This window comes from Streptomyces aureoversilis, assembly GCF_042657885.1.
GTDB lineage: Bacteria > Actinomycetota > Actinomycetes > Streptomycetales > Streptomycetaceae > Streptomyces > Streptomyces aureoversilis.
In genome coordinates, this window is the sequence record NZ_JBHSKJ010000009.1 from 166,609 (window position 1) to 179,849 (window position 13,241).

Annotated in this window: 9 protein-coding genes; 5 read left to right on the forward strand and 4 right to left on the reverse strand. The window is 72.8% G+C overall.

The features are described from left to right. Positions 1–48 precede the first annotated feature (48 nt). Positions 49–510 carry a PaaI family thioesterase gene (locus tag ACFPP6_RS17815; RefSeq protein ID WP_382042944.1) on the reverse strand — a complete coding sequence of 154 codons (462 nt, stop codon included), beginning with the start codon at positions 508–510 and terminating at the stop codon, positions 49–51. 66 nt (positions 511–576) lie between these two features. After that, complete coding sequence (locus ACFPP6_RS17820; protein WP_382042947.1) at positions 577–2,901, reverse strand: FdhF/YdeP family oxidoreductase; 2,325 nt, start codon at positions 2,899–2,901, stop codon at positions 577–579. Positions 2,902–3,206: 305 nt separating this feature from the next. Between ACFPP6_RS17820 and polA the strand changes: the two genes are divergently transcribed. The 4 genes from polA to ACFPP6_RS17840 all read left to right on the forward strand — a co-directional run bounded on the left by polA (position 3,207) and on the right by ACFPP6_RS17840 (position 7,413). Then, on the forward strand, positions 3,207–5,864 hold the full coding sequence (polA, locus tag ACFPP6_RS17825) for a DNA polymerase I (RefSeq protein WP_382043298.1): 2,658 nt from the start codon (positions 3,207–3,209) through the stop codon (positions 5,862–5,864). A gap of 164 nt (positions 5,865–6,028) precedes the next feature. After that, a complete protein-coding gene (locus tag ACFPP6_RS17830; protein ID WP_382042950.1) occupies positions 6,029–6,163 on the forward strand; it encodes an SPW_0924 family protein in 135 nt (44 codons plus the stop codon). Between the two features lie 15 nt (positions 6,164–6,178). Next, positions 6,179–7,210, forward strand: a complete 1,032-nt coding sequence (gene pgfA, locus ACFPP6_RS17835; protein ID WP_382042953.1) for a cell envelope lipid trafficking protein PgfA — start codon at positions 6,179–6,181, stop codon at positions 7,208–7,210. Next, positions 7,207–7,413, forward strand: a complete 207-nt coding sequence (locus ACFPP6_RS17840; RefSeq protein WP_382043318.1) for a hypothetical protein — start codon at positions 7,207–7,209, stop codon at positions 7,411–7,413. The genes pgfA and ACFPP6_RS17840 overlap by 4 nt, the downstream gene beginning before the upstream one ends. Positions 7,414–7,880: 467 nt before the next feature. Here ACFPP6_RS17840 and hrpB read toward each other — a convergent pair whose 3' ends face one another. Both hrpB and ACFPP6_RS17850 read right to left on the reverse strand, forming a co-directional pair. Then, positions 7,881–10,445 carry an ATP-dependent helicase HrpB gene (hrpB, locus tag ACFPP6_RS17845; RefSeq protein ID WP_382042956.1) on the reverse strand — a complete coding sequence of 855 codons (2,565 nt, stop codon included), beginning with the start codon at positions 10,443–10,445 and terminating at the stop codon, positions 7,881–7,883. Positions 10,446–10,507: 62 nt separating this feature from the next. Further along, positions 10,508–11,311 (reverse strand): class I SAM-dependent methyltransferase, encoded by an 804-nt coding sequence (locus tag ACFPP6_RS17850; protein WP_382042959.1) that lies wholly within the window; start codon positions 11,309–11,311, stop codon positions 10,508–10,510. A gap of 341 nt (positions 11,312–11,652) precedes the next feature. Here ACFPP6_RS17850 and rpsA point away from each other — a divergent pair, with 341 nt between their 5' ends. Then, positions 11,653–13,155 (forward strand): 30S ribosomal protein S1, encoded by a 1,503-nt coding sequence (gene rpsA / locus ACFPP6_RS17855; protein WP_058044905.1) that lies wholly within the window; start codon positions 11,653–11,655, stop codon positions 13,153–13,155. Positions 13,156–13,241 lie beyond the last annotated feature (86 nt).

Consider the following 13,241-nt stretch of genomic DNA (forward strand, 5'->3'; position numbering starts at 1 on the left):
GGCTCCGGTCGGGCCGCTCCGGCGCCGGTCAGGACGCTCCCGCGCCGGTCAGGCCGCTTCGGCGTCGCGCAGGACGCAGGTGAGGCGCGCGGAGCACACGCGCTTGTCGTTCTCGTCGGTCACGACGATCTCGTAGGTGGCGGTGGTGCGCCCGCGGTGGACGGGGGTGGCGACGCCGGTCACCATTCCGGAGCGGACGCCCCGGTGGTGGGTGCAGTTGAGGTCGACGCCCACGGCGATCCGGGAGGGGCCGCCGTGGAGCATGGCGCCGACGGAGCCGAGGGTCTCGGCGAGCACGGCGGAGGCGCCGCCGTGCAGCAGGCCGTACGGCTGGGTGTTGCCCTCGACGGGCATGGTGCCGACCACGCGCTCCGGGGAGGCCTCGACGACCCGTACGCTCATGCGCTCGCCGAGGTGCCCGGCGGAGAAGAGGGCGGGCAGGTCGAGCCCGCTGCCGGACCACTGGTCCAGGACCTCCTGCGGAAACGTGGTCTTGCCGTGCTCGCCCATGCGTCGTGCTCCGATCACCCTCGGCCGTTGTGATGTGAACGTTTTTTCAGTTCAACGGCCTTGCCGTCAACCGGCCGGGTCGTTCTTCTGCCCGGTCCGTTCCGCCTGTTCCGCCTGCTCCGCCTTTTCGATCCTGATGACCAGGGACTTGCTGGCGGGGGTGTTGCTGGTGTCGGCGGTGTGGTCGAGCGGGACCAGGACGTTGGTCTCGGGGTAGTAGGCGGCGGCGCAGCCGCGGGCGGTCGGGTAGTGGACGACGCGGAAGCCGGCGGCGCGGCGTTCGGTGCCGTCGGTCCACTCGCTGACGAGGTCGGCGTAGGAGCCGTCGGCGAGGTCGAGTGCGCGGGCGTCCTCGGGGCTGACGAGGACGACGCGCCGGCCGTTCTTGATGCCGCGGTAGCGGTCGTCGAGGCCGTAGATGGTGGTGTTGTACTGGTCGTGCGAGCGGAGCGTCTGCAGCAGCAGGCGGCCTTCGGGGAGGCGGGGGTATTCGACCGGTGCGGCGGTGAAGTTCGCTTTGCCGGTGGCGGTCGGGAAGCGGCGCTCGTCGCGGGGTGCGTGGGGCAGGGTGAAGCCGCCGGGGCGGGCGACGCGGGCGTTGAAGTCCTCGAAGCCGGGGACGACGCGCGCGATGCGGTCGCGGATCGTGGCGTAGTCCCGCTCGAAGGCCTCCCACGGGGTGGCGGAGGCGGCGCCGAGCACGCGCCGGGCCAGGCGGCAGACGATGGCGGGCTCGGAGAGGAGGTGGGGGCTCGCGGGCTTCAGGCCGCCGCGGGAGGCGTGGACCATGCCCATGGAGTCCTCGACGGTGACGAACTGCTCGCCGCCGGCCTGCCGGTCGCGCTCGGTGCGGCCGAGGGTGGGCAGGATGAGGGCGCGGGCGCCCGTGACCACGTGGGAGCGGTTGAGTTTGGTCGACACGTGCACCGTGAGGCGGGCGCGGCGCACGGCGGCTTCGGTGACGTCGGTGTCGGGGGTGGCGGAGACGAAGTTGCCGCCCATGGCGAAGAAGACCTTGGCCTGTCCGTCGCGGAGCGCACGGATGGCGCGGACGACGTCAAGGCCGTGCTCGCGCGGCGGGGTGAAGCCGAATTCCTTTTCCAGGGTGTCGAGGAAGGCCGGCGCGGGGCGCTCGAAGATGCCCATGGTGCGGTCGCCCTGGACGTTGCTGTGGCCGCGGACGGGGCAGACGCCGGCGCCGGGGCGGCCGATGTCGCCGCGCAGCAGCAGGAGGTTGACGACCTCCTTGATGGTGGGCACGGCGTGCTTGTGCTGGGTCAGGCCCATGGCCCAGCAGACGATGGTGCGCTTGGAGGCCAGGATCATGCCGAGCGCCTGCTCGATCTCCGCCCGGCTCAGGCCGGTGGCCCGCAGGGTCTCGTCCCAGTCGGCGGCGAGGGCCGCGGTGCGGAAGTCCTCGAACCCGTGGGTGTGTTCGCGGACGAACTCGGTGTCGACGGCGCCTTCGGTCTGCAGGACGAGCTTGTTGAGGATGCGGAAGAGCGCCTGGTCGCCGCCGAGGCGGATCTGCAGGAACAGGTCGGTCAGGGCGGTGCCGCCGCCCGCGAGGCCGCGGGCGTTCTGGGGGTTCTTGAAGCGCTCCAGGCCCGCTTCGGGGAGCGGGTTGACCGTGATGATCCTCGTCCCGCCGCGTTTGGCCTTCTCCAGGGCGCTGAGCATGCGGGGGTGGTTGGTGCCCGGGTTCTGCCCGGCGACGATGATCAGGTCGGCTTTGTAGAGGTCCTCCAGGAGGACGCTGCCCTTGCCGATGCCGATGGTCTCCGACAGCGCCGAGCCGGAGGACTCGTGGCACATGTTGGAGCAGTCGGGCAGGTTGTTGGTGCCGAACTCGCGGGCGAAGAGCTGGTAGAGGAAGGCGGCTTCGTTGCTGGTGCGGCCGGAGGTGTAGAAGACGGCCTCGTCGGGGGAGCCGAGGGCCGCCAGTTCCTCGCCGATGATGTCGAAGGCTCGTTCCCAGCTGACCGGCTCGTAGGTGTCGGACCCTTCGGCCAGGTACATGGGGGTGGTCAGGCGGCCTTGCTGGCCGAGCCAGTAGCCGCTGCGCCCGGCGAGGTCGGAGACCGGGTGCCGGGTGAAGAAGTCGGGGGTGACGCGGCGCAGTGTGGCCTCTTCGGCGACGGCCTTGGCGCCGTTCTCGCAGAACTCGGCGGCGTGGCGCTTGTCCGGCTCGGGCCAGGCGCAGCCGGGGCAGTCGAAGCCGTCCTTCTGGTTGACCTTGAGGAGGGTGAGGGCGGTGCGGCGGGCGCCCATCTGCTGGTGGGCGATGCGCAGGGAGTGGGCGACGGCGGGCAGCCCGGCCGCGGCGTGCTGCGGGGCGGTGACGTCCGGTGCGTCCTGGACGGGATCGCCGGTGGGTGGCTTGCCTGCCATGTCGCTCTCCCTTGAGCGGTCGGTGGTGCGCTGTCGCGTGCGGGTCTGCCGTTCGGATCTGTGCGTACGCATCTCTTCGTACACGTCTCTCCGTGCGGATCTCTGTGTACGGATCTCTGTGTACGGATCTTTGTGTACGGCTCCGATCCTGTCACGGGGTGGCGGCGGGTGCCGGGGCGAGGTCGCCGTGGCCGGGATTGTCAGTGGGCCGTGGCAGGATCGGGGGCGTGGCAGCAAAGGCAGTGAAGACGAACGAACCGACCGGCACCGAGGCAGTGGAGGGAGGTCGCCCCCGCCTGCTCCTCATGGACGGGCACTCGATGGCGTACCGGGCGTTCTTCGCGCTGCCCGCGGAGAATTTCACGACGGCGGCCGGGCAGACGACGAATGCGGTGTACGGCTTCGCGTCGATGCTGGCGAACACCCTGCGTGACGAGCAGCCCACGCACTTCGCCGTGGCGTTCGACGTGTCGCGCAAGACGTGGCGCTCCGAGGAGTTCCCGGAGTACAAGGCGACGCGTTCCAAGACGCCGGACGACTTCAAGGGCCAGGTGGAGCTGATCGGCGACATGCTGGACGCGATGAGCGTGCCGCGGTTCGCGGTCGACGGCTTCGAGGCGGACGACGTGATCGCCACGCTGGCGACGCAGGCGGAGGCGGAGGGTTTCCACGTCTCGATCGTCACCGGCGACCGCGATTCCTTCCAGCTCGTCTCGGACGACGTCACGGTGCTGTATCCGACGAAGGGCGTCTCGGAGCTCACGCGCTTCACCCCGGAGAAGGTGCAGGAGAAGTACGGCCTGACCCCCTCGCAGTACCCGGACTTCGCGGCCCTGCGCGGCGACCCGTCGGACAATCTGCCGGGCATCCCGGGTGTGGGCGAGAAGACGGCCGCGAAGTGGATCAACCAGTTCGGTTCGTTCGCGGACCTCGTCGAGCGCGTCGAGGAGGTCAAGGGCAAGGCCGGGCAGAACCTCCGGGACCACCTGGAGGCCGTCAAGCTCAACCGCCGTCTGACGGAGATGGTGCGCGACGTCGAGCTGCCCGTGCGCCCGGAGGGGCTGCGCCGCGCGGCGTACGACCGCAAGGCGCTGATCGCGTTCCTGGAGGGCCTGGAGATCCGCAACCAGGGTCTGCGGGACCGGCTGCTGGCGGCCGACCCCGGTGGGGAGGCCGCGGAGGAGATCGTTCCCGAGGCCGGTGCCGAGGTGGACGGCACGGTGCTGGGTGCCGGCGAGCTCGCGCCGTGGCTGGCCGGGCACGGTTCGGCTCCGCTCGGCGTGGCCGTGGTCGACTCGTGGTCGCTGGGCAGCGGCCGGGTCGCGGAGATCGCGCTGGCGACGGGCGAGGGCCCGGCCGCCTGGTTCGACCCCGCCGAGCTCGACGAGGCCGACGAGCGGGCGTTCGCCGCGTGGAGTGCGGATGCGGGCGCGCCGAAGGTCATGCACGACGCCAAGTCCGCGATGCGGGTCTTCGCCGAGCACGGCTGGACGGTCGAGGGCGTCAGCATGGACACGGCGCTGGCCGCGTACCTCGTCAAGCCCGGGCGCCGCTCCTTCGCGCTGGACGCCCTGTCCGTGGAGTACCTGGGCCGCGAGCTGGCCACGGCCGCCGCGGGCGACGGCCAGCTGGCCTTCGGCGCGGACGAGCAGGCCGAGGCCGATGCGCTGATGGGCCGGGCCCGTACGGTCCTGGACCTGGGCGTGGCGTTCACCACGCGCCTGGAGGAGGTCGGCGCGGCGGAGCTGATGCGCAATGTGGAGCTGCCGACGAGCGCACTGCTGGCCCGCATGGAGCGGGCGGGCATCGCCGCCGACCGCGGCTGGCTGGAGCGCATGGAGCAGCAGTTCGCGGCCGCGGTGCAGCAGGCCGTGCAGGAGGCGCACGCCGCGGCGGGGCGCGAGTTCAACCTGGGCTCCCCCAAGCAGCTGCAGGAGGTGCTCTTCGGCGAGCTGGGCCTGCCCAAGACCAAGAAGACCAAGACCGGGTACACCACGGACGCCGACGCCCTGGCCTGGCTCGCCGCGCAGACGGAGAACGAGCTCCCGGTGATCATGCTGCGCCACCGTGAGCAGTCGAAGCTGCGCTCCACGGTCGAGGGGCTGATCAAGTCGATCGCCCCCGGCGGCCGCATCCACACCACCTTCAACCAGACGGTGGCGGCCACGGGCCGGCTCTCCTCCACCGACCCCAACCTGCAGAACATCCCGGTGCGGACGGACGAGGGCCGGGCCATCCGCCGCGGCTTCGTCGTCGGCGAGGGCTTCGAGTCCCTGATGACCGCCGACTACAGCCAGATCGAGCTGCGCGTGATGGCCCACCTGTCGGAGGACGAGGGCCTGATCGAGGCGTTCAACTCCGGCGAGGACCTGCACACCACCGTCGCCTCCCAGGTCTTCGGCGTGGCCAAGGCCGAGGTCGACCCGGAGATGCGCCGGAAGATCAAGGCGATGTCGTACGGGCTGGCGTACGGTCTGTCGGCCTTCGGCCTGTCCCAGCAGCTGAACATCGCCCCGGGCGAGGCCGGCAAGCTGATGGACACCTTCTTCGAGCGCTTCGGCGGTGTGCGGGACTACCTCCAGCGGGTCGTCGTCGAGGCCCGCGCCACGGGCTACACCGAGACCATGCTCGGGCGCCGCCGCTACCTCCCGGACCTCAACAGCGACAACCGCCAGCGTCGTGAGATGGCCGAGCGGATGGCGCTGAACGCCCCGATCCAGGGCACGGCCGCCGACATCGTCAAGATCGCGATGCTGCGGGTGGGCGAGGCGCTGGAGGCGGAGGAGCTCTCCTCCCGGATGCTCCTGCAGGTGCACGACGAAATCGTGCTGGAGATCGCGCCGGGCGAGCGGGAGGCCGTCGAGGCGCTGGTCCGCCGCGAGATGGCCGGGGCGGTGTCGCTGAGCGCGCCGCTGGACGTGTCGGTCGGCGTGGGCCGGGACTGGGAGTCCGCCGCGCACTGAGTGTGCCCGCGCGTGTGCGTACGGCCCCTCTCCCTTTCATGGGAGAGGGGCCGTATTCACGGGAGAGGGGGCTGTACGCGTGGTTCTCATCTGCCGCGTGCGTTGCTACCGTGCCCACTCCTGACGCCTCGTCAGGTCCGGGTGATCCCGCCGGGAGGCTTCGCATGCGCGCACTGGCCGCCGCGGCCGTCGGACTGGCCGCCGCCCTCGCCCTGGTCCTCGCCGTCACCGCGATCGGCCCGCCCGAGGGGAAGACCTCCCCCGAGCCCCTGCTCACCTCCGCGCCCGCACACCCCTGACGGGCAGGCCGCGCCGTGCGCCGCAGAGCGAGCCTCGTCCTTCTCGCGGTGGCCGTGTTCCTCGCGGCCCTCGCCCCGCTGCTGCGCTGGTACGCCTTCCCCCGCCTGGCCAAGGTCCCGGCGGGCAGCTACCAGACCGCCGTCCTGGAGGCGAAGGACGCGACCCTCGTCGACTACGCCCGCATGGAGCCCCGGACCGTCCCCAAGGTGACCCTCGTCCAGACGCTCAAGGGCAACGCCGAACAGGCCCGCAAGGTCCGCCGCGAGACCGGCCGCGACGTCGTCGTCTGGGACGCCCTCACCCACATGTCCGGGCCCGACGGCGCGATGATCTCCCGGATACCCGAGCGGTACGTCTTCGACGCCCACAGCCAGCAGCCCGTGCACGCCGGCGGCGAGCACGTGGACGACACCCCCGTGCGGCGCGACGGCATCGAGTACAAGTGGCCCTTCCTCGTGGAGAAGCGCGACTACCGCTACTTCGACATGCAGACCCGCACCTCCGCGCCCATCCACTACCGGGGCACCCGCTCCTTCCGCGGCCTCGGCGTCTACTACTTCGAGCAGACCATCCCCTGGACCCGCGTCCCCCTGCCCAAGGCGATGCCCCTCGGCGTGACGCCCGAGACCGTCCGGCAGCTGGGGCTGGAGCGCTGGTACACCACCCGGCGCATGTTCTGGATCGACCCCGTCACCGGCGCCCCCGTCAACGGCGAGGAGATCCACCGCGAGGAGCTGCGCTGGACCGGGCACCCGGAGAAGAAGCCGATCACGGCCTTCGCCGGGCACGTGAAGATGCGTGCCGACTACGTCGACTCCACCGTCGCCCTCGTGACGTCCCAGCGGCGGCTCGTGCTCCTGCTGACCTCGTGGCTGCCGTGGGGGAGCGCGGTCCTGGGCGGCCTCCTGCTGGCCCTCGCCCTCCTTCTGGAAGCCCGCGCTCGCCCTCGTCGTGCATTTACCGGACAAAAGGAACACGATGGAGGGAAAACCGAGCGGCAGGCCCCGGGGAAAAGGGCCGCACGGAGCAGAGGAGGCTCGCCGTGAAGGAGAAGACGACGAAGGAGAAGACCGAGGACGGATCCACCACGTCCCGGCCCAGGCGGCTGTACACCGGGGGCGAACGGCCGATCGACCCCGAGGACCTCGTCATGGCGTCCGGCCGGGACGTGACACCGGAACGGGTGGAGCGGGCGAAGCGGCTCATCGAGGAGAAGGGCGCGGCGGCGGTCGAGCGCTACCTCCCCTGAGGCGCGCTCGCCCTCCGGGCCGGTTCCCGGAGGGCGACGCCGGCAGCGGGCCCGCCGTCCCGGCGGAAGAGAAAGGTGCGCGGGACTTCTTCCGCCGGGACGGCGGGCCGCCGTGCCTTGGGCACCCGGGCCGGGACAGTTGCCGTCTTCGGCCGTGCCGAGGGCCGGTAACCGGTGCCGTTTCGGCGGCGCCGGATTTCTCACCGCCGCCTCACCGCCGCGACGGCGGGCCGACTGCCAGGTGCCGGGTTGTCCCGGCGGCCGGCCAGGCACTCTTCCCTCTTCCGGCCCGGCCGAAATCCTCCTGCCGCGATGGAGAGCAACCCAATACGTGCTGTCCGGCGGTGCCTCACCGGGCCCGCCCCGGTGAAGCGCAGGGCGCCGTGCCGGGCCGGCCCGCGGCGCGGGCGAGGCGAGTGCTGCCCGGCGCCGGCGCCGCGCCGGAGCGGCCGCGTACCCCGTACCCCTCAGTGACCCCCCGTCGCCCGCCGCGTAGGCGGCGCCGTCGTCGGGTCCTCCGGCCAGGGGTGGCGGGGGTAGCGGCCGCGGAGTTCGGCGCGTACCGAGCGGTAGCCGTCGCGCCAGAACGACGCCAGGTCCGCCGTGACGGCCGCGGGCCGCCCCGCGGGGGACAGCAGGTGGACGAGCACCGGCACCCGGCCGCCCGCGAGCCGCGGCGTCTCCTGCCAGCCGAACAGTTCCTGCAGCTTCACGGCCAGCACCGGCTGCCCGCCGCCGTAGTCCACGCGGATCCGCGACCCGCTGGGCACCTGGATCCGCTCGGGCGCCAGCTCGTCCAGGCGTGCCGCGTCCCCGGACGCCCACGGCAGGAGCCGCTGCAGCGCCTTGCCGCCGTCCGCCCGCTCCAGGTCCGAGCGCCGACGGGCGCGGGCCAGCTCCCAGCCGAGCCAGTCGTCCAGGTGCCCCAGCAGCGCGCCGTCGGACACGTCGGGCCACGGCTCGCCCAGCTCCCGGTGCAGGAACGCCAGCCGCTGCCGCAGCCCGGCCGCCTCGGCCGTCCAGCGCAGCAGCCCGAGGCCCTCCCGCCGCAGCCCCTCCTCCAGCGCGGCCCGCAGGAGCTCCGGGTCGGGCTCCGGCAGCGCACGGGACGCCAGCTCGACCGCGCCGAGCCGCTCGACCCGCCGCGCCACCACGTCCCGCCGCTCCTCCGACCAGCGAACCTCCTCGCCCTCCGCGTGCAGGGCCCCGGCGGCGGCCCGCGCCGCGCCCTCGTCGATCACCGCGCCGAGCAGGACCCGCGCCGAGGCCGCCGTGACCGGCCGGTCGGCGACGGCGATCGCGAGCCAGGGCGCGCTGCGCAGCCGGGACCCGTCGCCGAGCTGCGCCCCCGTCCCGGACACCATGAGGTACGAGCCCTCGCCGCGCAGCCTCGCCACCCGCTCGGGGTGGGCCAGCGCGGTGACGATCCCGGCCACGGCATCGTCCGGCAGCGCACCGGGATCCGGCGGCGCACCGGGACCGCACGCCCCGGCCGAGCCGGCCGCGCCTTCCTCGGCCACGCCCTTCAGCGCTCCTTCGAGCCTGCGGGCCTCCGCCCGCCACCGGGCCCCGTACGCGTCGCCGCCGCGCCGCGCCGTACGCCAGGCGGCCGCCAGGTCGTCGCCGTACTCCCGGGGCGGTTCCTCGCTCAGCAGGGCCACCACTTCCGCCGCGCGGCGGACACCGGCCTCGCGGGCCCCGTCGAGGAGGGCGCGCGCGAGGCGGGGGTGGACGCCGAGGCGGGCCATGCGCCGGCCCCGGTCCGTGGGCCGGCCGCCGGCCGAGACGGCGCCCGTGGCCGTCAGGACCTCGCGGGCGGCGGCCATCGCGCCGGACGGCGGCGGGTCGAGCAGGGCGAGCCCGGACGCGTCGGGATCGCCCCAGCACGCAGCCTGCAGGGCGAAGGCCGTCAGGTCCGCGACGGTGATCTCCGCCGCCGGGAACCCGGGAAGCCGTACGTCGTCGGCCTCCGACCAGCAGCGGTACACCGTCCCCGGCGCCTCGCGCCCCGCACGCCCGGCGCGCTGCCGGGCCGAGGCCCGCGAGGCCCGTACGGTCGTGAGTGCGCTCAGCCCGCGCGCGTGGTCGGTACGGGGCTCGCGGGCCAGGCCCGCGTCCACCACGACCCGCACCCCGGGCACCGTCAGGCTGGACTCCGCCACGGACGTCGCGAGGACCACCCGCCGGCCCCCGCTCGCCCCGGCCAGCACCGCGTCCTGCACCGCGGCCGGGGCCCGCCCGTGCACCTGCAGCACCTCGGCCCCCAGCGCCTCCCGGCCGCCCAGCCGGCCCGCCACGCGCGCGATCTCCCCGACACCGGGCAGGAAGCACAGGACGTCCCCCTCCCGCTCCCGCAGCGCCCGCCGCACGACCCCGGCGACGTGCTCCAGCAGGGCCGGGTCCACCCGCATCCCGTGCGGCGGCCGCACCGGCCGCTCCGGCGGCGCCCACACCGTCTCCACCGGGTGCGAGACGCCCTCGGCCGTGATCACGGGCGCGTCGCCCAGCAGCCGGGCCCAGCCCTCGGCGTCGGTCGTCGCGGACGCCGCCACCAGTCGCAGCTCGGGGCGGAGCGCGGCCCGTACGTCCAGGAGGAAGGCGGCGGCGGTGTCCGCGTCGAGGTGGCGTTCGTGGCACTCGTCCAGCACGACCGTGCTCACGCCCGCGAGCTCGGGGTCGCGCTGCAGCCGCTGCAGCAGCACGCCGGTGGTGACCACCTCGACCACCGTGCGCGGCCCGGCCCGCCGCTCCCCGCGCACGGTGAAGCCGACCTGCTCGCCCACGTTCTCGCCCAGCAGCCACGCCATGCGGCGGGCGGCGGCCCGCGCGGCGATCCGGCGCGGCTCGGCGACCACGACGCGCCGGCGCGGGCCCTCGCCGGTGAGCCCGGCGAGGACCAGCGGCACGAGGGTGGTCTTGCCGGTGCCGGGGGGCGCGCACAGCACGGCCGCGCCGTGCGCGTCGAGCGCGCGCGTCAGGGCGGGCAGGGCGGAGCGGACGGGCAGCCGGTCGAGGGCGTCGCTGTGGATCACACGCCCAGTCTCGCCCAGGGGCCCGCGGGCCCCGAACGGTCCTGCCGGTCCGCCAGGACTGCTCAGTCCCGCTCGCAGACGAAGATCGCCGTGCCGGGGATGAGGTTCCCGCGCAGCGGGGACCAGCCGCCCCACTCCTGCTGGTTCCAGGCGGGCCACTCGGGCTCGACGAGGTCGGTCAGCCGGAAGCCGGCGGCGACGACGTCCCGCACGCGGTCGCCGAGCGTGCGGTGGTGCTCCACGTAGACGGCGCGGCCCTGCTCGTCCTGCTCGACGTAAGGGGTGCGGTCGAAGTAGGAGGCCGCGACGGAGAGGCCCTCGGGGCCCGGCTCGTCGGGGAACGCCCAGCGGAGGGGGTGGGTGACGGAGAAGACCCAGCGGCCGCCGGGCCGCAGCACGCGCCGGACCTCGCGCATCACCTGCACCGGGTCCGCGACGAAGGGGACGGCCCCGTACGCCGAGCACGCCAGGTCGAAGGAGCCGTCGGCGAAGGGCAGGGCGCACGCGTCGGCCTCGACCAGCGGAACGTCACCGCCGATGCGCAGGGCGTGCTGGAGCTGGCGGTGGGAGAGGTCCAGGGCCACCGGGCGGGCGCCCTGCGCGGCGAGCCAGCGCGAGCACTGCGCCGCGCCGGCGCCGATCTCCAGCACGTCGAGGCCCTTGAGGCCGCTCGCCGGGCCCAGCAGGGCGGCCTCGGCCTCGTCCAGCCCCTCGGGGCCCCAGACGAAGCGGTCGTCGCCGAGGAAGGCGCCGTGCTCGGTCTGGTACTCGTCGGCGTTGCGGTCCCACCAGCCGCGGCTCGCCCGGCTGCTCTCGGCGCCGCCCGTGGTCCGCCGGACCGCTTCCGGCTCGTGCTCTTCGATCATCGGCGGCGTGCCCCCGCGGTAGTGTGCGGCGAGGCCCTCGTGGCCTCGCAAAACATAAGTTGTGACCGGTATGGGGAGATTCGTCCCGGGTGTGCGCCTTCGCGCATTGACCGTGCCCGGCTGCCCCCGTATGCTACAAGTTGCGCTGCGGGCCTGCGCGCCTCAGACGGAGCAGGCCGCGCTCGCACTTGTTGTATGTCCCCTCGGTTGCCGAGGCGTGAGCAGTGATCTTCGGATCTCAGGGCCTGCGCCTCCAAGGCTGTCCGGCTTCGGCAGTGCGATACGGGCTCTCGGCGTAGCAGTACCTACGACTCAATGTCCGTACCGGAGCCCTTTCCCACATGACGAGCAGCACCGAGACCACCGCCACCACCCCGCAGGTTGCGGTCAACGACATCGGTAACGAGGAAGCCTTCCTCGCCGCGATCGACGAGACGATCAAGTACTTCAACGACGGCGACATCGTCGACGGCGTCATCGTGAAGGTCGACCGGGACGAGGTCCTGCTCGACATCGGTTACAAGACCGAGGGTGTGATCCCCTCCCGCGAGCTCTCGATCAAGCACGACGTCGACCCGAACGAGGTCGTCAAGGTCGGCGACGAGATCGAGGCCCTGGTTCTCCAGAAGGAGGACAAGGAAGGCCGCCTGATCCTCTCGAAGAAGCGCGCCCAGTACGAGCGCGCCTGGGGCACCATCGAGAAGATCAAGGAAGAGGACGGGATCGTCACCGGTACCGTCATCGAGGTCGTCAAGGGTGGTCTCATCCTCGACATCGGCCTCCGTGGCTTCCTCCCGGCCTCCCTGGTCGAGATGCGCCGCGTCCGCGACCTCCAGCCCTACGTGGGCAAGGAGCTCGAGGCCAAGATCATCGAGCTGGACAAGAACCGCAACAACGTGGTCCTGTCCCGCCGTGCCTGGCTGGAGCAGACCCAGAGCGAGGTCCGCCAGACCTTCCTCACCACCCTGCAGAAGGGTCAGGTGCGCTCCGGCGTCGTCTCCTCCATCGTCAACTTCGGTGCCTTCGTGGACCTGGGCGGCGTCGACGGTCTCGTCCACGTCTCCGAGCTGTCCTGGAAGCACATCGACCACCCGTCCGAGGTTGTCGAGGTCGGCCAGGAAGTCACCGTCGAGGTCCTCGACGTCGACATGGACCGCGAGCGCGTCTCCCTGTCGCTCAAGGCCACCCAGGAAGACCCGTGGCAGCAGTTCGCCCGGACCCACCAGATCGGTCAGGTCGTCCCGGGTAAGGTCACCAAGCTCGTTCCCTTCGGTGCGTTCGTGCGCGTCGACGAGGGCATCGAGGGCCTGGTCCACATCTCCGAGCTGGCCGAGCGCCACGTGGAGATCCCGGAGCAGGTCGTCCAGGTCAACGACGAGATCTTCGTCAAGGTCATCGACATCGACCTCGAGCGTCGTCGCATCAGCCTCTCGCTGAAGCAGGCCAACGAGTCCTTCGGTGCCGACCCGTCCGTGGTCGAGTTCGACCCGACCCTGTACGGCATGGCCGCGTCCTACGACGACCAGGGCAACTACATCTACCCCGAGGGCTTCGACCCCGAGGCCAACGACTGGCTGCCGGGTTACGAGAAGCAGCGCGAGGAGTGGGAGCGCCAGTACGCCGAGGCGCAGCAGCGCTTCGAGCAGCACCAGGCGCAGGTCATCAAGTCCCGCGAGGCGGACGCCGAGGCTGCGGCCGAGGGCGCCCAGGCTGCCCCGCAGGCCGGTGGCGCCCAGGTCTCCGGCGGCTCGTACTCCTCGGAGTCGGCCGACAACTCCGGCGCCCTGGCGTCGGACGAGGCGCTCGCCGCGCTCCGCGAGAAGCTCGCCGGCGGCCAGAGCTGAGGCTCTGCACCACGGCAGCTGACAGCTGACTGAGTAAGGCCCGTTCCCCTTGGGGAGCGGGCCTTACTCGTGTTCTGCTGACAGCC